This is a genomic window from Pseudomonas sp. NCCP-436 (assembly GCF_019656335.1).
Lineage (GTDB): Bacteria > Pseudomonadota > Gammaproteobacteria > Pseudomonadales > Pseudomonadaceae > Aquipseudomonas.
Genome location: NZ_BPLZ01000001.1, coordinates 349,870 through 376,030, shown reverse-complemented (window position 1 = coordinate 376,030; position 26,161 = coordinate 349,870). Strand labels below are relative to the sequence as shown.

Sequence of the window (26,161 nt, the reverse complement as noted above, 5' to 3'; positions counted from 1 at the left end):
CCACAAAGCGGGCAGCAACGCCGCCCGCCGCCTGAACCGATGACCGGCAGGCCTCGCGCCTGCCAGTCCCATGCATGTGGAATCCTCAGATGAGCCAGGAACGTCGTTACAGCTTCGAGTTCTTCCCCACCAAAACCGAAGCCGGGCACGAAAAACTGATGAACGTGGCGCGCCAACTGGCGGGCCACAACCCCGACTTCTTCTCCTGCACCTACGGTGCCGGGGGGTCGACCCGCGACCGCACCGTCAATACCGTGCTGCAGCTCGATCGCGAAGTCCAGGTACCCACCGCACCGCACCTGTCCTGCGTCGGCGACAGCAAGGCCGAACTGCGCGAACTGCTGACCCTGTACCGCGATGCCGGCATCCGTCGCATCGTCGCCCTGCGCGGTGACCTGCCGTCCGGCATGGGTATGGCCAGCGGCGAGCTGCGCTACGCCAATGAGCTGGTGGAATTCATTCGCACCGAGACCGGCGACCACTTCCATATCGAAATCGCCGCTTATCCGGAGATGCACCCGCAGGCGCGCAACTTCGAGCACGACATCGCCAACTTCGTGCGCAAGGCCAAGGCCGGCGCCAACAGCGCCATCACTCAGTATTTCTTCAACGCCGACAGCTATTTCTACTTCGTCGAGCGCATCACCAGGCTGGGCGTGGACATTCCGGTACTGCCCGGCATTATGCCAATCACCAACTACAGCAAGCTGGCGCGCTTTTCCGACGCCTGCGGCGCGGACATCCCGCGCTGGATTCGCAAGCAACTCGAAGCCTATGGTGACGACATCGAAAGCATCCAGGCCTTCGGCGAACAGGTAATCACCGAGATGTGCGAACGTCTGCTGGCTGGCGGCGCTCCCGGCCTGCACTTCTACACACTGAACCAGGCTGGCCCGAGCCTGGCCATCTGGAACAACCTCAATCTCAAGCGCTGACACTGCTGAGCCGGGGCCGCCCGCGGCCCCTGGCCCTTTCAAGGATGAGCCCATGATCTTGCCACACCAGCCCCTCTAGCCCTGCCAGTCCAGCCGTGTTGAATCGGCTCGGCGAAATCGTCGGCGAAACAGCCATGCAGACCGATCAGGGCCGCCACGGCATCGCAGATGCCATTTTCTGTCGCCCTGATCCGGCAGGGCCAATAGCAAGCTCCCGGCCACGCAGTTACGTGGTATTTCTACTCAATCCACGTGACGCGGCCGGCTCCCGGCCATCCAACATTCAATGAATACAGCCGGCGACCAGACCGACTTTGTGCCCACTCATGGCGCCACACTGCCCGCAGGACACCATCAATGCTCAAACGCCCCAAGATCAACGCCTCCATCAGCCCCAAAGGCAGCCTGGAAACCCTTTCCCAGCGCGAGGTTCAACAGTTGCGTGAGACCGGCTCCGGCAGCGTCTACCGCCTGTTCCGCCAATGCGCCCTGGCGATCCTCAATACCGGCTCGCACAGCGACAATGCCAAGACCATCCTTGAAGCCTATCCGGACTTCGAGGTGAAGATCCATCAGCAGGATCGCGGCATTCGTCTGGAGCTGATCAACGCCCCGGCCGATGCCTTTGTCGACGGCGAGATGATCGCCAGTACCCGCGAGATGCTGTTCAGCGCCCTGCGCGACATCGTCTATACGCAGAGCGAGCAGGAGAGCAAACGTATCGACCTGGACAGCTCCGAAGGCATCACCGACTACGTTTTCCATCTGTTGCGCAATGCCCGGACCCTGCGCAGCGGCCTGGAGCCGAAGATGGTCGTGTGCTGGGGCGGCCACTCGATCAGCACCGAGGAGTACAAGTACACCAAGCGAGTCGGTCACGAGCTGGGCCTGCGCGGCCTAGACATCTGCACTGGCTGCGGCCCGGGGGTAATGAAGGGCCCAATGAAGGGTGCTACCATCGCCCACGCCAAACAGCGCATCTGCAACGGCCGCTACCTGGGCCTGACCGAACCGGGAATCATCGCCGCCGAAGCGCCCAACCCCATCGTCAACGAGCTGGTCATCCTGCCGGACATCGAAAAACGCCTGGAAGCCTTCGTTCGCGTTGGCCACGGCATCATCGTGTTTCCGGGTGGTGTCGGCACTGCCGAGGAATTTCTCTATCTGCTGGGTATCCTCACCCACCCGGACAACCACGAGCTGCCCTTCCCAGTCATCCTCACCGGCCCGAAAAGCGCCAGCGCCTACCTGCAGCAGTTGCACGATTTCATCGGCGCGACCCTGGGGAATGCCGCTCAGCAACGTTATCGCATGATCATCAACGATCCCGCCGAAGTAGCCCGGGAAATGACCGCTGGCATCAAGTCCGTGCATCAGTTCCGGCGTGAGCGCAATGACGCCTTCCACTTCAACTGGCTGCTGAAGATCGACGAGCATTTCCAACGCCCTTTCGAGCCGACTCACGAAGCCATGGCTGCTCTCGACCTGAGCCGTAACCAGCCGGTGCACCAACTGGCAGCCAACCTGCGTCGCGCTTTTTCCGGCATCGTTGCCGGCAACGTCAAGGAAAACGGTATTCGCCTGATCGAAGAGCACGGCCCCTACGAGATCCGTGGAGAGGCCACCATCATGCGTCCGCTCGACCGCCTGCTGCAGGCCTTTGTCGAACAGCACCGGATGAAGCTGCCTGGCGGCAACACCTACGAACCTTGCTATCGGGTGGTCGAATAGACTGATGCGGGCCGGTCCGTCGCCATTGCGTGAAGTAACCGACAGGCTGATAGCTGCGCAAGACGCAAGCTCTGTTATAATCAGGCCTTCCCGCCAGGCTTGCGTCCGGATGCCGGTCCAGAACCTGTTTGCGATTTGCGCGCTCCGTGCCCTCCGGCATGCGGGCGAAGACGCAGAACCTACCTGTGCAGACCCGCAGTCCGGGGCCTGCCCTCTCTGCCTCACGGCAGATCGCAAGCAGAGTCACAGAGGCCGACAGTACCGGACGGGATCACGCAGCTCACGTGTGATTCAAGTCCGGCAATTCATCCCATAGGGCCACGCCCTCACTACGTACAGGATTGCCCATGTCCTTTGCTTCCCTCGGTCTCTCCGAGGCTCTAGTCCGTGCGATCGAATCCGCCGGCTACACCCAGCCCACTCCGGTGCAACAGCGGGCCATTCCCGCCGTGTTGCAAGGCCGCGACCTGATGGTGGCGGCTCAGACGGGCACGGGTAAGACCGCAGGCTTTGCCCTGCCGATTCTCGAACGCCTATTCCCCGCCGGCCATCCGGACCGGGAGCAGCGCCACGGCCCGAAACAGCCGCGCGTGCTGGTACTGACGCCCACCCGCGAACTGGCTGCCCAGGTACACGACAGTTTCAAGACCTACGCTCGTGACCTGAAATTCGTCAGCGCCTGCATCTTCGGTGGCGTCGGAATGAATCCCCAGATTCAGGCGCTGGCCAAGGGCGTCGATGTTCTGGTCGCCTGTCCTGGCCGTCTGCTTGACCTGGCAGGCCAGGGCAGCGTGGACCTGTCCCACGTCGAGATCCTGGTGCTGGATGAAGCCGACCGCATGCTCGACATGGGCTTTATCCACGACGTCAAGAAGGTTCTCGCCCGCCTGCCGGCACAACGGCAAAACCTGCTGTTCTCGGCCACCTTCTCCAAGGACATTACGGATCTTGCCAGCAAGCTGCTGCACAACCCGGAGCGCATTGAGGTCACACCACCGAACACCACGGTCGAGCGCATCGAGCAGCGCGTATTCCGCCTGCCCGCCAGCCACAAGCGTGCACTGCTCGCTCACCTGATCACTCAGGGCGCCTGGGAGCAGGTGCTGGTTTTTACCCGGACCAAGCATGGCGCCAACCGTCTGGCCGAATACCTCGACAAGCACGGTCTGCCGGCTGCTGCGATTCATGGCAACAAGAGCCAGAACGCCCGCACCCGTGCACTGGCCGACTTCAAGGCCAACAAGATCCGCATCCTCGTGGCCACCGACATTGCGGCCCGCGGCCTGGATATCGACCAACTGCCGCACGTGGTCAACTTCGAGCTGCCCAACGTCGAGGAAGACTACGTACACCGCATCGGTCGTACCGGCCGTGCCGGCCGCAGTGGTGAGGCCATCTCGCTGGTCGCCCCGGACGAGGAAAAGCTGCTCAAGAGCATCGAGCGCATGACCAAACAGAGGATCCCGGACGGCGACCCGATGGGCTTTGATGCCAGCGCGGTCGAAGCCGAACGCCCCGAAGCACGTGAGCCACGCCAACCACGCAATGCCGCGCAGCCGAAGAAGCAGAAGGCCGCAGCCGGCGATAAGCCCAAAGGCGAGCAGCGCGGCAACGGCCGCAAGGACAAGGGTAAGGATAAGGACGGCAGTAAGGCCTCCAAGCCCAGAACTCAGGGCCAGAATCGTCGCGGTAAGCGTGGCGAAAGTCAGCCGCAGCCGGTCGCGACCATCCCTCAGTTGCCACCGGATCGTGACCCAGAGGAATTCCTCGACGACGAGATCGACAACTTCGGCAACCGCATCGACTACGTCAGTCCGCTGCAAAACACCCAGCCGGGCCGTGGCCGTCGCAATGGCGGTGGCGGCGCCCCTGTCGGTCAGCGCCAGGGAGGTGGCAAGGGTGCACGTGGCAACACTACCGGCGGTGGCAAGAACCGCCGCCAGGGCGCCGCACAGGGCCAGAATCAGGGGCGCGGTAATCGCGGCCGTGGCCGACCTGGCCACGACAGCGGCCGCATCACTTCGCTCGACCGCGATGAACTGCCACGGGTCGAGGCCGCTGTACGCAGCACCCGCGAGCGCCAGCCGATCATCATGCACAAGAGTTCGCGCCTGGATCGCTTTCCCACTGCCGAACAGCTTGACGAGCTGAGCAACAGCACACGCCCGCGCGGGGAGAAGCCGGCTCTGCTTACGCGCAACCGCGACGAGTAGGCTGTCCTGTAAACCAAAACGCCGCCCACTGGGGCGGCGTTTTGGTTTTTCCAGCGGGCTCTGGGCTCGCCAGAGTCACTGCGTGCTTACTGGCGAATGCCTTCCACCGAGATAATCAGCTCGACCGTCTCCGATGCCGGACCGAGGTTCGACTTGATGTCGAAGTCCTTCAACGTCAGCGTGGTGGTACCTTCGAAACCGGCACGGTAGCCACCCCACGGATCCTTGCCTTCGCCGATGAACTTGGCGGCGATGACTACCGGTTTGGTAACTCCATTGAGAGTCAGATTACCGGTAATGTCGGCAGTGCCTTCACCAGTGGACTTGACCGAGGTGGATTCAAAGGTAGCAGTGCCATGCTTGTCCACGTTGAGGAAATCGGCGCTACGGATGTGCTTGTCACGCTCGGCATGGTTGGTATCGACGCTGGCGGTCTTCAGGGTCACGCTGACCGAGCTGGCTTCAGGTTTGGCAGCGTCAAAGCTGAACTTGCCGTCGAAGTCCTTGAAGGTGCCATACAGCCAACTGTAACCCAGGTGGCTGATCTTGAAATTGACGAAGGCGTGCTGACCCTGCTTGTCGATGACGTAATCGGCCGCCATGGCCTGTCCGCCGATCAGTGCGGAACCCAGAACCAGTGCAGCGAGTGCTTTCTTCAACATGGTGTTCTCCTTGCGAGGTTGTCGATCTTGATGGGCATCCGCCCGGTGGTGAGTCTTCAGCGCCCGAACATACGCAACAGGGTGTTGTCGCGATCGAAAAAGTGGTGTTTGAACGCTGCCAGCGCATGCAGGCCGGCAAGAATCACCAAGCCCCATGCCAGGTACTGATGGACGGCGCCGGCGATATCTTCCTGACGGGGAATATCCGTGACAGTCGCCGGCACGCTGAATAGACCGAACACCTCGATGCCGCGGCCGTCAGCAGTGGAAATCAGGTAGCCGGAGATCATCACTCCGAACAGCCCCAGATAAAGTACGCCGTGCCCCAGTTTAGAGGCCAGCCGAGTGAGCCGGCCGTGACTGGCCAGAGCCATCGGCGTCGGGTTGAACAGACGCCACAGCACTCGCAGCAACATAAGCGCGAACAGCAGGAGACCGATGCTCTTGTGCAGATCCGGGGCGGTCTGACGCCAGGGATCGTAGTAGCTCAACCCGACCATCCAGTAGCCAAGAGCGAACAGGCCAAATACAGCCAACGCCGCCAACCAGTGCAGAGTGATGCTGACCAGACCATAACGTGCCGGGGTATTACGCCATTGCATGAAAAACTTCCGTTACCAAGTGATTGGACAAGACTAACGTCAAACCTATCGGTTTAAAGCAGAAAATTTCGCTATAAATAATCTAAAAAACAGATCTCTCGTCCATTTCCCAGTCGACCTGCCCGGGTCTTTACCGACAGCGCCCAAGCGAAACGGCATTAGGCGCAGACTGGTTAAGACTGCGAGTGACCGACAAGTTCCGCCTTTGCAGCAATAAGTTACGATTTGTCCGGCAAGGCAGAACCTCCGACGGGCTGTGATACGGACTTGATGGACGACGTCGCAGAACCGAAGCTATTGATCCGCCAACCGGGAGAGAGCATCTATGAGCCTCAATGACCACTGGATGCAGCGCGACCTCGAAGTGCTCTGGCATCCCTGCACCCAGATGAAGGATCACGAGCGCCTGCCACTGGTGCCGATCCGTCGGGCCTCCGGGGTCTGGCTGGAGGATTTTGACGGCCGCCGCTACCTCGATGCCGTCAGCTCCTGGTGGGTCAATGTCTTCGGCCACGCCAATCCACGCATCAATGCGCGCGTCCGCGAACAGCTGGAGAGCCTTGAACACGTCATGCTGGCCGGCTTCACCCATGAGCCGGTGGTGGAGCTGTCCGAGCGCCTGGTGCAGATCACCCCGCCCGGCCTGAACAAGGTGTTCTACGCCGACAATGGCTCTTCGGGCATTGAAGTGGCGCTGAAAATGAGCTTCCACTACTGGCTCAACAACGGCCGGCCAGAAAAGAAACGCTTCGTTACCCTCAGCAACAGCTACCACGGTGAGACCGTGGCAGCCATGAGCGTGGGCGATGTGGCACTGTTCACCGACACCTACCGTGCTCTGCTGCTCGACACTCTGAAAGTACCCAGTCCGGACTGCTACCTGCGCCCGGAAGGGGTCAGTTGGGAGGAACACTCACGCACGATGTTCTCACACATGGAGCAGTGTCTGGTCGAACATGCCGACGAGATCGCTGCGGTCATCGTCGAACCGCTGATCCAGGGTGCTGGCGGCATGCGCATGTACCATCCGGTCTACCTCAAACTGCTGCGCGAAGCCTGCGACCGCTACGGCGTACACCTGATCCACGACGAGATCGCCGTCGGCTTCGGCCGTACCGGCAGTATGTTCGCCTGCGAGCAGGCCGGCATCACCCCAGACTTCCTGGTGCTATCCAAGGCGCTGACCGGCGGCTACCTGCCGATGGCTGCCGTGCTCACTACAAACGAGATCTACGCGGCCTTCTACGACGACTACGCCACCCTGCGCGCCTTTCTCCACTCGCACACCTATACCGGCAATCCGCTGGCCTGCGCCGCCGCACTGGCGACCCTGGACATCTTCCGTGACGACGACGTCATCGAGAAGAACAGGGCCCTGGCCGCACGCATGGCCAGCGCCACCGAACACCTGAAGGATCATCCGCATGTGGCCGAAGTACGCCAAACCGGCATGGCTCTGGCCATCGAGATGGTGCAGGACAAGGCCGGCAAAACGCCCTACCCCTGGCAGGAGCGGCGCGGCCTGCGCGTCTACCAGCACGCGCTGGAGCGCGGCGCGCTGCTGCGTCCTCTGGGCAGCGTGGTGTACTTCCTGCCGCCCTATGTGATCAGCCCGGAGCAGATCGACTTCCTCGCTGAAGTGGCTGGCGAGGGCATCGACATCGCCACCCGCGAATCGGTCAGCGTGGCGGTGAATAACAGCCACTATCCGGATCATCGCGATCCGGGCTGAGATGCACCACGCGGCCTCTGCAGCTAGAATCCGCGCCTCTGTTCAAGGTTGGTAAGCCATGCGCCTGTCCCGCTTCTTCATCGATGCCCCACTCTCTCTCGGTCAGCATGAGCTGCCCGAGGCACAGGCCCATTACATCGGCCGTGTACTGCGCCATGCAGCGGGCGATGCCGTGCAGCTGTTCGACGGCAGTGGTCAGGAATACCTGGGCGAGCTGATCGATGTGGGCAAGAAAAGCGTGCGCGTCGAGCTGCGCGAATGTATCGCCGGTCTGGCGGAGTCGCCGCTGCGCATCCATCTTGGCCAGGGTCTTTCACGCGGCGAGCGCATGGACTGGGCGATCCAGAAAGCCACGGAGCTCGGTGTCAGCGAAATCACCCCAATCATCTCGGCACGCTGCGAAGTACGCCTGAAGGATGAACGCGCCGACAAGCGCCTGGCCCACTGGCGCCAGGTAGCCATCAGCGCCTGTGAACAGTGCGGGCGCTCGGTGCTGCCGCTGATCCATCCGCCTCTGGAGCTGGACGCCTGGCTGCAGCAGGTTCAGGCCGATCTGAAACTGGTGCTGCACCCGGTAGCCACCCCGCTGCAGCAGCATACGCCGCCACGTTCGCTGGCCGTACTGATTGGCCCGGAGGGCGGCCTGAGCGATGACGAAGTGGCGCGTGCCGGGCAATTGGAGTTCCTACCGGCAAGCCTAGGACCACGAATTCTCCGTACGGAAACCGCACCGGTAGTGGCTCTTAGCGTCGTTCAGCTTCTATGGGGCGACCTTTAGAAGAAAAATGTCGCAAAGACGTAACAAAATGCGACTTGGTGAAATTGCAAAAGCAGCTAGCTTTGTCATGCTCAACGCCTGCGGGCATCGCCTACTCAACCAGCATCCGTGCCCGTCCGAGGCCGACGCCCCCAATGCGTCGTTCCTCTTCCAATAACAATCAAGGGCCCAAGCCACGCCCAAAAGGCAAGCTGATGCCCAGGAGCAATGCATGAACGAACTCGTCTCGACCTTGAACGGTCTGGTCTGGAGCTCGGCGCTGATTTATTTGTGTCTCGGCGTTGGTCTCTACTTCTCCCTGCGCGGACGCTTCCTCCAGGTTCGCCACTTCAAGGAAATGATTCGCCTGATGTTCACCGGCAAGACCGATGAACACGGCATCACCTCCTTCCAGGCTCTGACCATGACCCTCGCCGGTCGCGTCGGTACCGGCAACATCGCCGGTGTAGCCACCGCGATCACCTTCGGTGGTCCGGGCGCCGTATTCTGGATGTGGATGGTAGCCTTCCTCGGCGCCAGCTCGGCCTTCGTCGAATCCACCCTCGGTCAGGTATACAAGGAAAAGCTCAACGGTGAGTACCGTGGTGGCCCGGCCTTCTACATCGAGCGCGGTCTCGGGCTGAAGTGGTATGCCTGGCTGTTTGCTGTCGTCACAGTGTTCGCCTGCGGCCTGCTGCTGCCGGGCGTACAGGCCAACTCGATCGCCTCTAGCGTCAACACCGCCTTCGGCATCGATCCGAACGTGACGGCAGCCGTACTGGCCGTGCTGATCGGTCTGATCATCTTCGGCGGTGTCAAGCGTATCGCGCACTTCACCCAGGTAGTCGTACCGTTCATGGCACTGGGCTACATCATGGTGGCTTTGGTGATCATTCTGCTGAACATCGAGAAACTGCCGGAAGTGGTGATGCTGATCATCAAAAGCGCCTTCGGCCTCGAAGCCGGCTTTGGTGCCATCGTCGGCATGGCCATCCAGTGGGGTGTCAAGCGTGGCGTTTATTCCAACGAAGCGGGTCAGGGCACCGGCCCTCATGCGTCGTCGGCAGCTGCTGTCAGCCACCCGGCCAAGCAAGGTCTTGTTCAAGGCTTCTCGGTCTATATCGACACCCTGTTCGTCTGCTCCGCCACCGCCTTCATGCTGCTGATCACCGGCCAGTACAATGTACAGGCGCCTGATGGCAGTGCGCTGTTCACCGGTATCGCCGGTGTTGCCGCAGGCCCAGGCTACGTGCAGACCGCGATGGAAAACATGATGCCCGGCTTCGGCAACGCCTTCGTAGCCTTGGCACTGTTCTTCTTCGCCTTCACCACCATTCTGGCGTACTACTACATCGCTGAAACCAACATCGCCTACATCAACCGCAAGGTGAAACGCCCCATCCTCGTCCTGCTGCTAAAGATCGGTATCATCGCGGCCACCGTCTACGGTACCGTGCATACTGCCACCTTCGCCTGGGATCTGGGCGACCTCGGTGTAGGTCTGATGGCCTGGCTGAACATCATCGCCATCCTGCTCATGCACAAGGTCGCCTACAAGTGCCTAAAGGACTACGAGCAGCAACTGGACGAAGGCAAAGATCCGGTCTTCCATCCGGAAAAGCTTGGCATCAAGAATGCCGACTACTGGCTTGACGAAAGCGTCGTCAAACAGCTGGCCGAACAAAACGACAAGCTGGCGTCCAAGAAGGGTACACAGCCCCAGCGCTGATTCTCCTTACTCTGCGCATTGAAAGGCCCCGCCCAGGGGCCAAGCGAAACCCTGCGAGGTATCACCTCGCAGGGTTTCGTGTTTTTCAGGTTCAGATGTACGAAGAGGACTTCATACAGGCAGGACAGAGCCGGCCTGATTAGTCAATAAGCACGATACATGGGCGAGACAGACCAGGCTCAGATCAGTCCGGCATCGGCCAGCCGTTGCTCCAAGCCGACCAGATCCGGAATTCGCACCACATCCTCACCAACCCGGGCAGCGGCCAGCTCCAATGGCGCCAGGTCTACTGTCGCCGCCGGCAGATCGCTGGCAACTTTCAAAGAACGCGGGATACCCTGGATCAGCAAAGCGATGAATTTGACCTGCGAACGACCACCCAAGGCGTTAAGCACCGCCACACGGGAGCTGCCCGAAACCTGCGCCTGACCGCCACTGGCGGCCTCGAATGAAAGCAGCGGCAGGCTCAGATCACGCCAGGCGATCTGCCCCAGAAACCAGTCCGGAGTGCCCTCACTGAGCTGCGCAGAGCGATAGGGAATCAATTCGGCCAGGGCCACGTTCGGCAGCAGTAGGGTGCGATCCGCCAGCGGCACCAGCAGCCCGGTCAGGCTGGCTGCACTGTTCTGTGTGGCGACGGCTTGGCTCATGGAAACATCCTCTGATAACTGCGCTCAAGCGCTTTTCGTACAGGTTCGACAGGTCTTGGCACCGTCAGCTGCAGTGTTCGGCAAGCAGGTTGACCAACGCTAAGGCCAGCTCCCGGGGATCGGCAGTAAAACTGGCGTACCCCGCCTCGCGCAGGCTTTCCGGCATGCTTGGGCTGGCACAGCTTTCGCTACGCTGCGTCCAGATCACACCATCCTGACGCCTGACATAGGCGGCAGCAGCACTACCATCACTGCCCATACCGCTGAACACGATCACCCCGCACCGGTCACCGAACTGCTGGGCCAGGTTGAGCATCATCTGATCAATGGAAGGACTGTAAGGCTCCGGCCAGCCATGTCCGGCAATGCGCATGCTGCCATCCTCGGAAAAAGCCAGCTCGTGAGCGATGGGAACGACCACCACTTCGCCGCAACGCACCGGCTCGCCCTGTCGCGCCGGGCCAACGTGCCACTGGCTGTGGCGACCTACCGCCTGCGGCAACAGCGACTCGAAGCTGGCATCGATATGCTGGGCATAGATAAAGCCGATCGGCAAACCACCCGGTAATGCATCGAGAAACTCCTTGACTGCAGCCGGCCCGCCCAGCGATGCCGCCAGCAGCCACACCCGCTCGGCGGGCTCTCCAGCCTTCAGCGGCGTCTCGGCGAGCGCCGGCGGCAGCTCCAAACGTGCAGGCCGCTGCGCTTCGTCAAGCAATGCTTGAAGGCTCGGCCCTACGGCCTCGGCGGGATCGCCCACCAGGCGCTTGAGCTTGCCGAACAGACGCCGCTCCCAGCGCGGGTAATTCTCCGAATGCCGTTCCGGAGCATGCCCCTCGCCGAACAGAACCGGTGCGCTGGCATGCTCCAGCAGGTGGTCAACCAACGGTGAGTCCTCCGACTGAGCCAGATCCACCAGCCAAAGATCCGGTTCACAAACGCCGAGGGCCTCAGTTTCGAGACGGGCCGGATCGCTGTTGAGCACCACCTGATAACCTCCGCCGGACAGTGCCTGCTGCAGCACATGGCGCTGCAACGAGGTGTCGGCGATCACTGCAATGCGTGCCGAGGATTTCTCTGTCATGTCCTTCTAACCCTGTGGCTACCCACCAGTTGTGCGATGGTATCGAGCAGCAGGGTCTCCTGATAAGGCTTGCCGAGGTACTGGTTGACGCCGATAGCCATGGCACGTTCGCGGTGCTTCTCGCCGGTACGCGAAGTGATCATGATGATTGGAAGATCCTTGAGACCGTCGTCGTGACGCACAAGCGTCGCCACCTCGAAGCCGTCCATGCGTGGCATCTCGATGTCCAGCAGCATGATGTCGGGCTTCTGCTCCTGCAGCAGGGCGATGGCGTCCACCCCGTCCTTGGCGGTGATCACGTTCATGCCGTTGCGCTCGAGCAGGCGACTGGTGACCTTGCGCACGGTGACCGAGTCGTCCACCACCATGACCAGCGTTGGACGCTCAACCTCCATCTCATCACTAACGGCCAGCTGACGCGACGCAAGCCGCGGAGCCAGTTGCCCCTGCAGGTGTGCGTGCAGCACACGGATGGTCGCCAGCAGGTCGAGAATCACCACCACCCGACCGTCACCGAGGATGGTCGCACCGGAGATACCGTGCACCCCGGCAAACTGCGGGCCGAGGCTTTTCACCACGATCTCGCGCGAACCGGCCAGACTGTCCACCTGCACCGCCACCGCGTGTTCGCTGGAGCGAACCAGGATCACCGGTAGCGGTAGACTCTGGCCAACCAGCTTGGGCTGCTGGCCATTGCTCAGCAGGTCGCCCAGATACTTCAGTTCATAAGCCTGCCCGGCGTACTCGAAACGCGGCGCATCAGGGGCGTAGTAGGCCTCCAGCTCGTACGGCGAAACCCGCACGATACCTTCGATGGTGTTGAGCGGGATGGCATAGAGATCTTCGCCCGAATAAACCATTAGCGCCCGGTTGACCGATACGGTAAACGGCAGGCGGATGGTAAAGCGCGTTCCCTGCCCTGGCGTCGAGTCGATGCTCATCGAGCCACCGAGCTGCTTGACCTCCGAATGCACCACATCCATGCCGACGCCGCGCCCGGATACCTGGGTCACCTGCTCGGCGGTGGAGAAGCCAGCCTCAAGGATGAACTGCAGGATCTCATGATCCGAAAGGTCACTGTCGGTATCCATCAGACCACGCTCGATCGCCTTGCGCCGCACAGCCTCCAGGCGGATGCCGGCACCATCGTCCTCCAGGGTCAGAACGATGTCTCCCCCCTCGCGGCCAAGGTTCAGGCGAATCGTGCCACTCTCCGGCTTGCCTGCCGCACGACGCTGAGCCAATGGTTCGATACCATGGTCGACGGCGTTACGCAGCATGTGCTCCAGCGGTGCGACAATGCGTTCGAGCACCGTCCGATCCATTTCCCCTTCGGCGTTGCCGACGACGAATTCGACCTGCTTGCCCAGCTCACCGGCGATCTGTCGCACAATCCGCCGCAAACGCGGTACCAGACGGTCGAAGGGCACCATGCGGGTACGCATCAAACCTTCCTGCAACTCCGTATTGACCCGTGCCTGCTGCAGCAACAGGGTCTCGGCGTCACGGTTCTTCGCCGCCAGGGTTTCCTTCAGGTCAAGCAAGTCGGAGGCCGACTCGAAGAGCGCCCGGGACAACTGCTGCAACTGCGAGTAACGATCCATCTCCAACGGGTCGAAATCCTCGTAGCCGGCACGTTCGGCCTCGGCCTGGTAGCGACTGAGGATCTGTGCCTGGGTCTCGGTGTCGAGACGGCGCAACTGATCGCGCACCCGGTCGATGGTTGCTTCCATCTCGCTCAGGGTGAAACCGACGTCGCTTACCTGCTGCTCGACACGGCCTCGGAAGATCGAAGTCTCACCGGCCAGGTTGACCAGACCTTCGAGCAGTTCGGCCGGCACCTTGACCAACTCCTGCGGGGCACGCCGAGCGGCTGCCTCGGCAGCGGCCTGCTGAGCACGTTGGACAAAGGGCAGCACCTTGGGCGCCTCGACCTGCACCGGCTCCTGACTGGCCGCCACGATAGGAGCCACCAGCGTGGAAGCTGCTGCAGGCGGTTCGACTGGCTCCGGTTGCGGCTCGGCAGCCTGGCTGGCATCCAGTCGTCCACGCAGTTGTTCAAGTTCTTTCTGCAAACCATCAAAGCCGGCCTGAACATCGTGGAACAGACTCTCTGGCCATGGCGCCCCCTGTTGCAACGCCTCACTCAGGTGCTGCTCAAGGTCGTGACTCAGGTCACCCAGACGACGCTGACCAGCCAGACGCGCACCACCCTTGAGGGTGTGCAGGATGCGCAACATCTCGTCGATGGGCGTGACATCGTCACGCTGGTTTTCCCACTTACCAATGGCGAGCTCCATCTCCTCAAGCAGGTCATCACCCTCTTCGAGGAAGATGCCGAGAATGTCGCTGTCCGCTTCTTCGACACGATCTTCCTCGGCCACAGCCTTGAGCTGTACCGCCGACGGTATGCTCAGTTGCTCATCCGGATTGGCCCGGAAGCGCCTGATGGCGTTGATCAGCACCTCACCAGACGGCAGTGCACGCCGGTCGCGTACAGCCTCAAGCATCTCGGCCATGCGGTCGTGACAGGTCTGCAGCAGGTTGAATAGCTCCGGACTGGCGCGCAGACGGCCGCCGCAGAGCCCTTCGTAGAGAAACTCCAGCTCATGGGCCAGGTCGCCGATCTCGCGAATTTCGGCCATGCGCGCACCGCCCTTGAGGGTGTGCAGGTCACGCTGCAAGGCTTCCAGCTCCAAACTGTTATCGACATCGCCCATCCAGCGCTGCAATGCAGTACCGGCACTGTCGAGAATGTCGAATCCCTCCTCAAGGAAGATCTCTACCAGCTCTGGATCGCGTTCGTCGTGCCAGTCGGAGGGCACCAGGCTCTCGACTGCATCCCCGACGGGACTGGCAGCCGACGCTTGCGCCTGCTCACGCGGATCGCTTTCGAAAACCGGTTCTGCCAGCTCGATGGCCTGGAGTTCAGGCTCAGGCTCAGGCTCAGGCTCAGGCTCAGGCTCAGGCTCTAAAGTACATTCGATTGGCGGCGCGGCCTCTTCCTCAAGAGCTGCCTCATCCAGCTCTGTGACCGGCGGCAAATGAACGTCCAGTGGCTCGACCGCCACAGTCTCTGGTACCTCATCATGCACTTGTGAGGCATCAACACAGGCCGGCTCAACCTCGACAGGCTGCTCCGTCTCAGGCAGCGGTGCACTTGCTGCCAGACTCTGGCGGGCGGCGTCCTGCCGAAACGCGCGAATTTCCTCTATCAGTCGTTCTGCACCGGCCAGCGGCTGACGATTCTGCAATTGCTCCAGCATCTGCGCCAGGTAGTCGTGACTTTGCTGCAACAGATTGCCCAGCTCAGGGCTGTAACCGTAGCGGCGATCGACCAGGCCTTCGTAGAGAGATTCGAGTTCGTGACCAAGATCTCCTATCTGGCTGATCTCGGCCATTCGCGCCCCCCCCTTGAGGGTATGCAGGTCGCGCTGCAGTGCAGACAGAGGCAATGTGTTGTCCGGCTCACCGAGCCAACGCTCAAGGGCCTGGCCGGCGCTGTCGAGGATGTCCACAGCCTCTTCGAGGAAAATCTCCACCATTTCCTCGTCGAGATTGACCTCCTCCGGGCTGAAGGCTGGCTCGGGGTTATCCGCTGGCTGAGCAGAGGCTGCAACGGACGTATCGACCTGCTCCTCCGGTTCAGCTTCCTTGGCCTGCAGAGTTGCGGTGGCGGCCTCCAGCTCGATCAGCTGCGGACTCTGCTCACCCTGAGTAAGCAGTGCCAGGGCAGCCGGATCGATGGCCTCGCCAAGTAGTTGCCGAAGCGCCTCTACCCGTTCGGGCCGGGCACTGACCTGCAACGCCGCAGCAACCTGATCCATCATGTCGATCAGGGCTTCATGGGCCCTTTCCGCCTCATCGAAGAAACGCTCGCTGACCGCCAGGCTGCCTTCCTCCACCGCACCGTAGAGATCCAGCAGGGCTTCGCACAACTCGTCGATCTGCGGCAGCTCGGCCATTTCCGCGCCACGCCCCAGAGTGGTCAGTTCTTCCAGCAGGGCCGACAATTCCTGACGCTCGGACGGATGCTCGCGCCACTTGCGCAGCAACCCCTCGGCGTCGAGGAGAATGTCCATGCCCTCGGCCAGGAAGATGCTGATCAACTGCGGATCGCGGGTCTCACCACTCTGTACCTGGCGCTCGTCCTCAGCACTGGCCAGATGCTCCTGATGCAGGGCCTGGACGCGCTCGAGGAACTCATCAGCACCCTCGATCGGCGCCAACGGCTGGCGCTCGAGATTCTCCAGACCGGCCCGGAACAGTTGCTCGGCACGACTCAGCAGTTCGGCAGCAGTCAGATCCACCTGAACCAGGTTGGTTTTGAATTCCTTGACCAGTTTCTCCAGCGGAGCGGCAATAGTCGCCATCGGCAGAATGCCGGCCATATAGGCGCTGCCCTTGAGGGTGTGCAAGGCACGCTGCAACTGATCCGTAACCGGCTGCGGCAACTCCTGTGCGCAGTCGGCGAGAAAGCCCACCAGTGTATCGAGGTGGGTCTCGGCCTCGTTGCGGAAAATCTCCAGCAACTGCGGATCCGGCGACTCGTCATCGTTGCTCTCGGCAACGGCTGTGCTGTTTGACTCAAGCACATCGGTAGCCTGGGTAACGCCCACGGAATCAGCTACCTGCGCGACAGCCGGGGCGTCAGATTTTGGGGGAGTGAGTCCCTTGGCCAACGCATGGGCGGTGGCAGCCAGGTGATCGACGTCGTCGCGCTGACGCTGCGCCTTGGCAGCAAACTCCTCAACCAGCGTCGGCATCAAGGCGACCACGTCGACCACCACCTGCTGCACGGGCGCATTGGCCTCAATACTGCGATCCAGCACCCGGTTGAGCAGGTTCTCGATGGACCAGGCCAGCTCACCGATCACCAATGCCCGCACCATCCGGCCACTGCCCTTGAGGGTATGGAAGGCCCGACGTACTTCCACCAGCGCATCGCGGTTTTCAGTGTCGGTCTGCCATTGCGGCAAGTACTCGGCAATGGTCTCCAACACCTCGCCGGCTTCCTCGATAAAGACCTCGAGCAGCTCTTCATCCACCGGCTCTTCATCGGCCGGTGGCGGCAGCAGGCTTGGCGGAACGTCGGCAGCAGGCGGGTTGATCGCCTGCACCGGCGCAGCCATGACATCGGCAATCGACAGCTGCTTTTCCGTCGGTGCCTCTTCGGTCAGCATTACGACCTCTGGAGCACTGGGTAGCTCCACCTCGGGCAGCTCCAGTGCTTCCAGTTCCAGATCGTCCCATTGCACGGGCTCTTCCGGCAATGGCTCCAGGCTCAGTTCCTCGAGCACGAATTCAGGCTCGAATCCACTCTCTGGCAGCTGCGGTGCCTCGTCGGCCGAGGTCAGCGACTCCAGCTCGCCCAAAGCCGGCAGCTCGGCCAGCGCCGGCTCGTCATCAAGCGGCTGCAGTTCGCCTACCTGCTCAAAGGACTCAGTAGCAAGGTCATAGGTTTCCGCCTCGGGCAGCCCTAGCGGTTCATCGACATTCGCCGGCCCTGCCACCAGGACTTCGACTTCCTGCAGCGGATCGGCCAGCGGCGCCGGTGTCTCGACCGATTCTTCAACAAGGTCGAGGATCGAGAGTCGCTCCCTGAGCGGATAACCCAGGTTCTCCAGGCTTTCCTCGGCCACATCGAGAATCAGGTCGCCCTGCGGGCCGTGCTCCTCGGCCAGGCGCTCAAGGTAGTACTCGACACTGGTAATAGCATCGGCAAGAGTGTCCAGGCTTTGCCAGTTGGGCACTGCCTTGCGCGCCAGCAACTGCTCCTGGATATAGTGGTTGCAGGCATTAAGCAGGTCGGCGGCGCGCTGCAGCGGAATCATTGCCAGCCCGCCGCGCACCTGGGTCAGCAGTTCCGGTACGCGAGCCAGGTGCTCGTGATTCCATTGCGAAGCAATGAATTCGATGATCGCATCCTTGGCCTGCTCCAAGCCGTTGCGCGCCTCCTTGATCACCAGTTGGTGAATCTGCGCCACATCAGTGGTCGGCAGATGGTTCTGCTCGTTTTGGCTGTCGTCACTCGGGCCGACCATGCCGGCCAGCGTCGCCTCGACGTACAGCAGTGCGCCAGCCACATCCATCAGCACCGCATCATTCGGCTCGCGCTGCCCCAGCGACAGCGCCTGTACCACATCAATCTGATCGAGGATCACCTTGCGCGGTTGACCGAAGCCCAGTACCGCCAGGGTGTCGGCGATCTGCTTGAGCGGTGCCAGCAGGGCATCCAGCTCGGCGGTGCGGCTGCGATCACTACGCACGAAGAGATCGAGGTTGTCCTTGACCCGAACCAGTTCCTCGCACAGTGCAGTCACTACCGATCGCATGGCATCTCGATCCGGACCGGCCAAGCGGGCGCGTTCCTCGTCTACCACGGCACTGTCCGGCAGCGCCTCGTCGAGGCGGTAACGCTCCTTCAGTGCGCGAATGCGCGGCGACTGGCTCTGCGCCTTAGCCACGTAGAACAGCAGGTTCTTGACCAGCTCATCCGGGGCCGACTGATTAATGCCGTCGGCGCCCTGCTCAACCAGACGTTTTAACTCTCTGTCGACCTGACGCAACAAAGTGCGCACGGAGGTGCCGTTGACCACACTGCCGTTGGCTAGCCCCTCGACCAGGCCGGAAGCAATCTGCCACAGGCTTCCCAGCGGAGCCTCCTTGCACAGCGCCTCCAGGCGGGCGAAGACACGCGCCAGGTAACCGAGGTTGGTCGGCAGATCCTGGTTGCGGATCACCCCGACCAGCGCCATCTGCATCATCTGCCGCAGCTTGCGCAGCAGCACCGGCAGTTCGGCAGTACGCAGGAGCACCATACTGCCTTCCGGCAGGGCCGGCAGGCGGGAAGACATGTCCGGAGAGAACAGGCTGGTTTCCGACAGCAACTTCTCGCCACGGGCCGCACGCAGATCGTTGAGCAGCGGCAGCAGTACCATCGGCAGGTCGCGTCGGGCGGTCTGGATTCGATCCAGATACACCGGTAGCTGCAGGATGGCCTGCATCAGCACTTCCAGCGCTTCGCCCTGGTTGGCCGTACGGCCGTCCAGCAGCGCCTTGGCCAGCTGTTCCATTTCCTCGGCGAGCAGAGCCGCGCCATAGAATTCGACCATCTGCAAGGTGCCGTGAACCTGATGCACATAGGTCAGGCAGAAACGCATGCGCGTCGGATCCTGCGGGTTCTCGACGAACGCCTCCAGGGCCTGCCGCGCCTGCTTCAGGGTTTCCGCGATCTCGCCTTTTACCCACTCCAGGGCGACATAGTCATGCCGATCACCCATAGCCACTCCACTCATAAACTTGGCCTTATCCCTTGCGGGTAAACGCCAGTACTCGCTCGTCGGGCACCGGCTCCAGCTCCGGATGCTGCCAACCGACCATTTCGCCTACACCCACCACCAGCAGTCCACCCGGCGCCAGCCTTTCAGCCAGGCAGTTGAGGATGTCGCGGCGACGCCAGCGGCGGAAATAGATCAGCAAGTTCTGACAGAAAATCACATCCATGCCGGACATCGGCGCCTTGGCCAACTCCAGCACATTGAGCCGGGCACAGCACACTCGCTCCGCCAGGCTCGGTACTACTTTGAAGCTTCCGTCGGGCTGCATGAGGAAGTAGCGCTCGCGCCACTGTGCTCCGACCTGCTCCATGCGTCGCTCCGAGTAGCAGCCCGCGCGCGCCTTGCTCAGCGCCGCCTGGCTGATATCGGTAGCAGTCACCGCAAAGCGTTCGGGCGTCTCACTGCCGCTGAGGGCCTCGGCGGCCATGATCGCCAGGGAGTACGCCTCCTCACCACTGGAACAACCTACGCTCCACAACTCCAATGGTTTGCCCAGCCCCCGCGCCACTCGTAACCGCAAGTACTGTCCCAGCACCTCGAAGGATGGCAGATGGCGAAAGAAGCGGGTTTCCTGCACCGTCAGGCGATCGAGCAGAGTCGTCCACTCCACCGCACCACGCGGCCCATGGATGACCTGGCGGTAGTAGCTGGCATAATCGTTCACGCCCAGTTCGCGCATTCGTGCGCTCAGGTTGGTCTGCAGAAAGGAGCGACGACGCTCGCTGATCACCACCCCGGTACGCGCCTCGAGCAACGTCTGCCAGTCGTGGAAATCGGCTTGCGACATATCTGCCACAGGGCGCAAGGCCCACACACCCGCTGACTGCATACCTTCGCCCTGGGTCATGGCCATGTAGCGGCGGCTGCAGGCAGCCACCGCGCTCCTTTATCGAGCGTCCGGCAGGGTGAAACCGGACACCGACTTACGCATCTCGCTGGCCATCTTGGCCAGGTTACCAATGCTCTTGGCGGTGGCGGTGGTACCCGAGGACGTCTGCGAGGTGATCTCCTGGATCACGTTCATGGTGTTGGAAATATGGCCGGCCGAAGAGGCCTGCTGACGAGCAGCGTTGGAAATGTTCTGGATGAGGGCCGCGAGGGTCTTGGATACCTTCTCGATCTCTTCCAGAGCCACACCGGCGTCCTGCGCCAGGCGGGCACCACGTACCACTTCCGCGGTGGTCTGCTCCATGGAGATAACCGCTTCGTTGGTATCGGTCTGAATGGTTTTTACCAGCGCCTCGATCTGCTTGGTCGCTGCCGAGGAACGTTCCGCAAGGCGCTGTACCTCGTCCGCTACCACCGCGAAGCCGCGGCCTGCGTCACCGGCCATGGACGCCTGGATCGCGGCGTTCAGCGCGAGAATGTTGGTCTGGTCGGCAATGTCGTTAATCAGGCTAACGATGTCACCGATCTCCTGGGAGGATTCACCGAGGCGCTTGATCCGCTTCGAGGTGTCCTGGATCTGCTCGCGGATGTTGTCCATGCCGGTGATGGTGTTGTGCACCACCTCGTTGCCCTTGTTGGCAATGGCTACGGAGCGCTCCGCTACCGCAGAGGATTCCGCGGCGTTAGCCGATACCTGGTCAATCGACACGGCCATCTCGTTGATTGCTGCGGAAGCACCTGCGATTTCCTGCGCCTGGTGCTCAGACGCTTCGGCCAGGTGCATTGCCGTAGCCTGGGTCTCCTGGGCGGCAGAAGCCACCTGCACGGCAGTCTGGTTGATGGTTTCCACCAGATCACGCAGCTGGTCGATGGAGTAGTTGATGGAGTCGGCGATGGCACCGGTGAAGTCTTCGGTTACCGTCGCGGCCACGGTCAGGTCACCGTCTGCAAGGTCGGCGATCTCGTCGAGCAGTCGCAGAATCGCTGCCTGGTTGCGCTCGTTCTTCTCGGCAGTTTCGGCCAAACGGCGGTTGGTCTCGAGAACCATCACCAGACCGATGAGGATAATGGATGCCAGTGCCAGAGCACCCAGCACATAGCCGATCAGGGTGTTGATGGCGCGTCCTTCGACCAACCCCTCAAAACCCAGTGCCAGCTCGGAGGCGCGGTCAAGCAGGGTCTGCGACACGGTAAAGATGGAGTGCGCCGACTCCCTCACCTGGAACAGCTCCGGCGAGGTTTCAAGAATCTCGTCCACCGAACCGGAAACGAATTCGAACAGCTCGGAAATCTCGGCCAGACGCTCCAGCGCCTCCTCGTCGGTCACCTGGCTGATTTCCATTGCTGCGTTGCCTTCCAGCATCGCAGCCAGCACCCGGCCGAACAGGCTGGCGTCTCGACCGAACATGTCGGCGGCCTGTACCGAGTCCTCGTCACCGGCCAGAACCTTGTTTACCGAGCCGAGAATACGCTCTGCCAGCAGCGACTGGCGCTGAGCCACGGAAACCTGAGCCGCCGGTGCACCGCTTTCCAGCAGGATATCGACTACTTCTTCGTACTCGACCTGCAATTGCGGAATGGTTTCAGCCAGGGTGGAGGCTACTTGGTGCAACGACAATACGGTCTGTTCGCTGGCCAGAATGGCATCGGTGTTCTGCCGAAGGCTGTCCCAGTCCTTCTGTACCATGGCCATCTGCGCCTGAACCGAATCGGGTGCCGGCGGCAGACCGGTACTCGCATCACCGTCTGTCAAGAAGCCCCAGCGACGCTGGAAGTCGTTGCGGGCATCGCGCAGCAGGCTGAAGGCCTCGGCGGTACCGGCCGCAGCTTCGGTGGCGTTCTTGGCGATACGCTGGGACAGTACGCGCAGCTCGCCAGAGTGACTGATGTACTCGGTATCGTAGTTGGACTGAGTGTTGATGTAGGCGAAGTTCGCGAACAACAGCACGATGGAAACGATGAGCACGACGAACAGCGCTGCGATCAGCGTGCTACTGCGTACCCCGACCAACAATTTGCCTGCATTGAGTTTTTTCATCATCTGGCCCCCGCCTGGACCGACCGCACTACGGTTCCCATGTAACGCCAAAGAGCCGGAAGAACCGGCCCAACCGAAATCCTGCTAGTACGCGACATCAAGAAACCCCGGATCGGTCGCCAGCGCATGCGGGCTGAATACCAGCCAGGGTTGTTCGCGTTGAAATACTCCATGGATGAACGGCACGATGCTCGCCTCGAGAGGCGGCAACTGCTCGGAAAAGGTATCCACGGGAAAATGCTGCATGCCGAAGACTTCGTCGACCGTCAGGCCGGCGAAAATCTCCCGATGGTCGACCACCAACACGCGCCGCAGCCTGCGCAGCGGCGACAGTTCATGGCCGAAAAAGCCACACAGATCCATGATCGGCAACAGACGACCACGTACGTTGGCCACGCCCTTGACCCAGCTCTTCACTCCTGGCAGCAGCGTGTAGCGCGGCTCGTGCAGAATTTCCCCAACCTCGCCCATGGGCGCCACAAAATGGCGATCGCCCATGCGAAAGCCAATGCCGCTCCAGGTCTGTATCGCCGCCTGCTGCGACGGCAGGCCGGCCGCCAGAGCTCTGCAACGCTGGTCGATCTCGAGGAGAATCTGGAAAGGGCTCTGCGCGTCCGACATGCCAGCCGTGGCCTTCTTATTTATTTAGTGCAGGGACGACTCGGCATCAGCCGGCCAGTACCGAATTGAGGGTTTTCAGCAAGGTGTCTTCGTCCACCGGTTTGGTCAGATAGTCCTTGGCACCCTGGCGCTTACCCCAGACCTTGTCGGTTTCCTGATCCTTGGTGGTAACGATGATCACTGGAATATGGCTGGTCTCGGCGTCCTTGGTCAGTTGGCGAGTGGCCTGGAAGCCGTTAAGACCGGGCATAACGATATCCATGAGCACGGCATCAGGCTTTTCCTGACGAGCCAGCGCCACGCCATCGGCACCGTTTTCTGCCTTAAGAACCTGATGACCATGCTTTTCCAGCATGGCAGTCAGCTTGTACATCTCGGTTGGGGAGTCATCAACAATCAGAATTCGAGCCATGGTGTTTCCCAATAAAGAAGTGGCGTGCAGCCCTCACGGGGCCTACATCAGGAGGCTTGCTCAACCGGTGTGAAATCCGGCACATGGGCCTTGATTGCACCGAGCAGTTCTTCCTTGCTGAAGGGTTTGGTCAGGTACTGATCAGACCCCACGATGCGACCCTTGGCCTTGTCGAACAGGCCGTCCTTGGAGGACAGCATGATCACCGGAGTGGACTTGAACGCACTGTTGTTCTTGATCAGGGCACAGGTCTGATAGCCATCGAGACGCGGCATCATGATGTCGACAAAGATGATTCTAGGATGGGTGTCGGCAATCTTGGCCAGAGCATCGAAGCCGTCGACCGCAGTGATGACCTCGCAACCCACCTTCTTCAGCAAAGTTTCCGCGGTGCGACGAATCGTTTTCGAGTCGTCAATCACCATCACTTTCAAACCGTCGGAATGCTGTTCCATGTTCGCCCTACCATCGCCTCGGTGAGTCGTTATTTTCGCGTTATCAGTATGCCTGAGGCCTTGTTCGACGGAGTTTGCCCAGTCGCTCGGCCTTTGTAGCACACTCTCCAAATGCAAGCTATAAGCCCGCCAGGCCTTGACCGTCCCCTCGTACAGCGCCACTCTTGGCCGCCTGCCGACATCAATCGTGCGGCATCCTCCCGAAGCATTTGCCACTGCCCCGAAGGGCTCCTTTAGACTAGCTGAAATTCCTTCGACCTCCCGCAGGCCAACTCGTCCATCATCCATCCAGCCTGCCACCACTCACGGAGACCTTCCAATGAGCCTTCGCCTCGGCATCGTCATGGATCCAATTACCAGCATCTCCTTCAAGAAGGACAGCTCCCTGGCCATGCTTCTGGCTGCCCAGGCTCGCGGCTGGACACTGTTCTACATGGAACAGCAGGATCTCTATCAGGCACGTGGCCAAGCCCGCGCCCGCATGCGCCCGCTGCAGGTATTCAACAATCCTGATCGCTGGTTCGTCCTTGACGCAGAGCAAGACAACCCGCTTTCCGAGCTGGACGTGATCCTGATGCGCAAGGATCCGCCGTTCGACAACGAGTTCGTCTACTCCACCTATCTGCTCGAACAGGCCGAGCGCGACGGCGTGCTGGTGGTCAATCGGCCGCAGAGCCTGCGCGACTGCAATGAAAAGTTCTTCGCCACCGGGTTTCCCCAATACACGCCGCCGACCCTGGTCAGTCGGCGCCCGGATATTCTGCGCGAGTTTGCCGCTGAGCACCGTGACATCATTCTCAAACCCCTGGACGGCATGGGCGGATCGCAGATATTTCGCCACCGCGAAGGCGATCCCAACCTCTCGGTGATTCTCGAAACCCTGACCCTGCACGGGCGCCAGCAAATCATGGCGCAGGCCTACCTGCCAGCCATCAAGGATGGTGACAAGCGCATTCTGATGATAGACGGCGAGCCGGTGCCCTACTGTCTGGCGCGCATTCCCGCTGCCGGCGAAACCCGCGGCAACCTGGCTGCCGGAGGCCGTGGCGAGGCACGCCCACTGACAGCCCGTGACCATGAAATTGCCATGGCAGTCGGCCCTACCCTACGCGAAAAGGGGCTGATCTTTGTCGGTCTGGACGTGATCGGCGAGCATCTGACCGAAATCAACGTCACCAGCCCGACCTGCATCCGCGAGATTGATGCGGCTTTCGATACTCGCATCGGCGAACGCCTGATGGACTGCATTGCCAGCAAGCGCGGTCTAAAAGCTTGACGCAGGTGGCAGCCTGACGTCTGCAACTTGCAGGCGCCCATCGCCACCCGGCAGACTGCGCACCATTCGCAAGCAGACCCGATACGTGATGAACGCAGCAGCCACCGCATCCTCGGCCACCGTCCGCCCGGCGGATCGACTGGGATTCACCCTGTTTCTCGCCGCAGCCGTGCATGTGGCGCTGATTCTTGGTGTCGGCTTCACCCTGGAGCCACCACCGGAAATCAGCAAGACGCTGGAAATCACCCTGTCCACCTTCAACAGCGAGAAGACACCGGAGAAGGCCGACTTCCTCGCTCAGGACAATCAGCAGGGCAGCGGTTCGCTCGAACACGCCGCAGCCCCCAAAACCACCGAGCAGGCCACATTCCAGAACAACGAAGTACGCAAAGTCTCGCCGCCAGCCACTCCACAACAGCCCGCTACCCGCCAGGAAGCACCCAAGGCGGCCGTTGCCACACGCACGCCCCAGCCACAGAAAGCACCGGCCAAGCACGAGCAGGTCAAAGCCACTCCGCAGACGCGACCAGCACCGGTGTTTGACGCGGCTCAGCTCTCGGCGGAAATCGCCAGCCTGGAAGCCGAATTGGCCCAGGAAGTCCAAGCTTACGCCAAGCGACCGAAGATCCACCGTCTCAGTGCCGCTTCGACCATGCGCGACAAAGGCGCCTGGTACAAGGATGAATGGCGCAAGAAGGTCGAGCGCATCGGTAATCTCAATTATCCGGACGAGGCACGCCGCCAGCGTATCTACGGCAGCCTGCGCCTGCTGGTATCGATCAATCGCGACGGTTCGCTGTACGAGGTGCAGGTGCTGGAGTCGTCCGGCCAGCCAGTGCTGGATCAGGCCGCGCTGCGCATCGTTCGCCTGGCCGCACCCTACGCCCCTTTCACCGGCGATCTGGCCGACATCGACCGCCTGGAAATCATCCGGACCTGGCGCTTCGAGCGCGGCGACCGCCTGTCCAGCAACTAGGGCCGGAGGGCGCCTCAGCACTCCCGGCTTGTAGCTTGCTGCGTGTCGCTCCAAACTAGG

General features: G+C 61.4%; 18 protein-coding genes. 8 read left to right on the top strand and 10 right to left on the bottom strand.

From position 1 onward, the window contains the following. The first annotated feature begins 89 nt into the window (after positions 1-89). The 3 genes from metF (at position 90) to NCCP436_RS01740 (ending at position 4,879) form a co-directional block, all read left to right on the top strand. The gene (metF, locus tag NCCP436_RS01750; protein ID WP_220802066.1) at positions 90-935 is read left to right on the top strand and encodes a methylenetetrahydrofolate reductase [NAD(P)H]; all 846 of its coding nucleotides are present in this window, start codon (positions 90-92) and stop codon (positions 933-935) included. 357 nt (positions 936-1,292) lie between these two features. Beyond that, positions 1,293-2,666 (top strand): nucleotide 5'-monophosphate nucleosidase PpnN, encoded by a 1,374-nt coding sequence (gene ppnN / locus NCCP436_RS01745; RefSeq protein WP_220802065.1) that lies wholly within the window; start codon positions 1,293-1,295, stop codon positions 2,664-2,666. A gap of 347 nt (positions 2,667-3,013) precedes the next feature. Beyond that, entirely contained in the window at positions 3,014-4,879 is a 1,866-nt protein-coding gene (locus NCCP436_RS01740) for a DEAD/DEAH box helicase (protein ID WP_220802064.1), read from the top strand. A gap of 86 nt (positions 4,880-4,965) precedes the next feature. Here NCCP436_RS01740 and NCCP436_RS01735 read toward each other — a convergent pair whose 3' ends face one another. Then, positions 4,966-5,541, bottom strand: a complete 576-nt coding sequence (locus tag NCCP436_RS01735) for a YceI family protein (protein WP_220802063.1) — start codon at positions 5,539-5,541, stop codon at positions 4,966-4,968. A 56-nt stretch (positions 5,542-5,597) separates the two neighbouring features. After that, positions 5,598-6,143, bottom strand: a complete 546-nt coding sequence (locus tag NCCP436_RS01730; protein WP_220802062.1) for a cytochrome b — start codon at positions 6,141-6,143, stop codon at positions 5,598-5,600. 325 nt (positions 6,144-6,468) lie between these two features. Between NCCP436_RS01730 and NCCP436_RS01725 the strand changes: the two genes are divergently transcribed. The 3 genes from NCCP436_RS01725 (at position 6,469) to NCCP436_RS01715 (ending at position 10,361) form a co-directional block, all read left to right on the top strand. Further along, positions 6,469-7,875, top strand: coding sequence for an adenosylmethionine--8-amino-7-oxononanoate transaminase (locus NCCP436_RS01725; protein WP_220802061.1), 1,407 nt, complete (start codon positions 6,469-6,471; stop codon positions 7,873-7,875). A 58-nt stretch (positions 7,876-7,933) separates the two neighbouring features. Continuing rightward, the gene (locus tag NCCP436_RS01720) at positions 7,934-8,653 is read left to right on the top strand and encodes a 16S rRNA (uracil(1498)-N(3))-methyltransferase (RefSeq protein ID WP_220802060.1); all 720 of its coding nucleotides are present in this window, start codon (positions 7,934-7,936) and stop codon (positions 8,651-8,653) included. Between the two features lie 211 nt (positions 8,654-8,864). Further along, positions 8,865-10,361, top strand: a complete 1,497-nt coding sequence (locus NCCP436_RS01715) for a sodium:alanine symporter family protein (RefSeq protein ID WP_220802059.1) — start codon at positions 8,865-8,867, stop codon at positions 10,359-10,361. Between the two features lie 179 nt (positions 10,362-10,540). Here the strand turns inward: NCCP436_RS01715 and NCCP436_RS01710 are convergent, their stop codons facing one another. The 8 genes from NCCP436_RS01710 to pilG all read right to left on the bottom strand — a co-directional run bounded on the left by NCCP436_RS01710 (position 10,541) and on the right by pilG (position 23,849). Then, complete coding sequence (locus tag NCCP436_RS01710; RefSeq protein ID WP_220802058.1) at positions 10,541-11,011, bottom strand: chemotaxis protein CheW; 471 nt, start codon at positions 11,009-11,011, stop codon at positions 10,541-10,543. A gap of 64 nt (positions 11,012-11,075) precedes the next feature. Next, on the bottom strand, positions 11,076-12,095 hold the full coding sequence (locus NCCP436_RS01705; protein WP_220802057.1) for a chemotaxis protein CheB: 1,020 nt from the start codon (positions 12,093-12,095) through the stop codon (positions 11,076-11,078). Further along, complete coding sequence (locus NCCP436_RS01700; protein ID WP_220802056.1) at positions 12,092-19,378, bottom strand: Hpt domain-containing protein; 7,287 nt, start codon at positions 19,376-19,378, stop codon at positions 12,092-12,094. Before NCCP436_RS01700 ends, NCCP436_RS01705 begins: the two co-directional genes overlap by 4 nt. Before the next feature lie 25 nt (positions 19,379-19,403). Next, entirely contained in the window at positions 19,404-20,264 is an 861-nt protein-coding gene (locus NCCP436_RS01695) for a protein-glutamate O-methyltransferase CheR (protein WP_220802134.1), read from the bottom strand. Positions 20,265-20,321: 57 nt separating this feature from the next. Then, on the bottom strand, positions 20,322-22,361 hold the full coding sequence (locus tag NCCP436_RS01690) for a methyl-accepting chemotaxis protein (protein WP_220802055.1): 2,040 nt from the start codon (positions 22,359-22,361) through the stop codon (positions 20,322-20,324). Positions 22,362-22,445: 84 nt separating this feature from the next. Next, positions 22,446-22,982 (bottom strand): chemotaxis protein CheW, encoded by a 537-nt coding sequence (locus tag NCCP436_RS01685; RefSeq protein WP_220802054.1) that lies wholly within the window; start codon positions 22,980-22,982, stop codon positions 22,446-22,448. A 46-nt stretch (positions 22,983-23,028) separates the two neighbouring features. Next, positions 23,029-23,394, bottom strand: coding sequence for a twitching motility response regulator PilH (pilH, locus tag NCCP436_RS01680; RefSeq protein WP_220802053.1), 366 nt, complete (start codon positions 23,392-23,394; stop codon positions 23,029-23,031). 47 nt (positions 23,395-23,441) lie between these two features. Then, the gene (pilG, locus tag NCCP436_RS01675; RefSeq protein WP_220802052.1) at positions 23,442-23,849 is read right to left on the bottom strand and encodes a twitching motility response regulator PilG; all 408 of its coding nucleotides are present in this window, start codon (positions 23,847-23,849) and stop codon (positions 23,442-23,444) included. 319 nt (positions 23,850-24,168) lie between these two features. Here pilG and gshB point away from each other — a divergent pair, with 319 nt between their 5' ends. Beyond that, a complete protein-coding gene (gene gshB, locus NCCP436_RS01670; protein WP_220802051.1) occupies positions 24,169-25,125 on the top strand; it encodes a glutathione synthase in 957 nt (318 codons plus the stop codon). Between the two features lie 88 nt (positions 25,126-25,213). Further along, on the top strand, positions 25,214-26,101 hold the full coding sequence (locus NCCP436_RS01665; RefSeq protein WP_220802050.1) for an energy transducer TonB: 888 nt from the start codon (positions 25,214-25,216) through the stop codon (positions 26,099-26,101). The last annotated feature ends 60 nt before the right edge of the window (positions 26,102-26,161 follow it).

Bases quoted from the DNA above. Each gene is read 5' to 3' on its own strand.
- metF (WP_220802066.1), top strand. From the start codon at position 90: ATGAGCCAGGAACGTCGTTACAGCTTCGAGTTCTTCCCCACCAAAACC.
- ppnN (WP_220802065.1), top strand. From the start codon at position 1,293: ATGCTCAAACGCCCCAAGATCAACGCCTCCATCAGCCCCAAAGGCAGC.
- NCCP436_RS01740 (WP_220802064.1), top strand. From the start codon at position 3,014: ATGTCCTTTGCTTCCCTCGGTCTCTCCGAGGCTCTAGTCCGTGCGATC.
- NCCP436_RS01735 (WP_220802063.1), bottom strand. From the start codon at position 5,541: ATGTTGAAGAAAGCACTCGCTGCACTGGTTCTGGGTTCCGCACTGATC.
- NCCP436_RS01730 (WP_220802062.1), bottom strand. From the start codon at position 6,143: ATGCAATGGCGTAATACCCCGGCACGTTATGGTCTGGTCAGCATCACT.
- NCCP436_RS01725 (WP_220802061.1), top strand. From the start codon at position 6,469: ATGAGCCTCAATGACCACTGGATGCAGCGCGACCTCGAAGTGCTCTGG.
- NCCP436_RS01720 (WP_220802060.1), top strand. From the start codon at position 7,934: ATGCGCCTGTCCCGCTTCTTCATCGATGCCCCACTCTCTCTCGGTCAG.
- NCCP436_RS01715 (WP_220802059.1), top strand. From the start codon at position 8,865: ATGAACGAACTCGTCTCGACCTTGAACGGTCTGGTCTGGAGCTCGGCG.
- NCCP436_RS01710 (WP_220802058.1), bottom strand. From the start codon at position 11,011: ATGAGCCAAGCCGTCGCCACACAGAACAGTGCAGCCAGCCTGACCGGG.
- NCCP436_RS01705 (WP_220802057.1), bottom strand. From the start codon at position 12,095: ATGACAGAGAAATCCTCGGCACGCATTGCAGTGATCGCCGACACCTCG.
- NCCP436_RS01700 (WP_220802056.1), bottom strand. From the start codon at position 19,378: ATGGGTGATCGGCATGACTATGTCGCCCTGGAGTGGGTAAAAGGCGAG.
- NCCP436_RS01695 (WP_220802134.1), bottom strand. From the start codon at position 20,264: ATGCAGTCAGCGGGTGTGTGGGCCTTGCGCCCTGTGGCAGATATGTCG.
- NCCP436_RS01690 (WP_220802055.1), bottom strand. From the start codon at position 22,361: ATGAAAAAACTCAATGCAGGCAAATTGTTGGTCGGGGTACGCAGTAGC.
- NCCP436_RS01685 (WP_220802054.1), bottom strand. From the start codon at position 22,982: ATGTCGGACGCGCAGAGCCCTTTCCAGATTCTCCTCGAGATCGACCAG.
- pilH (WP_220802053.1), bottom strand. From the start codon at position 23,394: ATGGCTCGAATTCTGATTGTTGATGACTCCCCAACCGAGATGTACAAG.
- pilG (WP_220802052.1), bottom strand. From the start codon at position 23,849: ATGGAACAGCATTCCGACGGTTTGAAAGTGATGGTGATTGACGACTCG.
- gshB (WP_220802051.1), top strand. From the start codon at position 24,169: ATGAGCCTTCGCCTCGGCATCGTCATGGATCCAATTACCAGCATCTCC.
- NCCP436_RS01665 (WP_220802050.1), top strand. From the start codon at position 25,214: ATGAACGCAGCAGCCACCGCATCCTCGGCCACCGTCCGCCCGGCGGAT.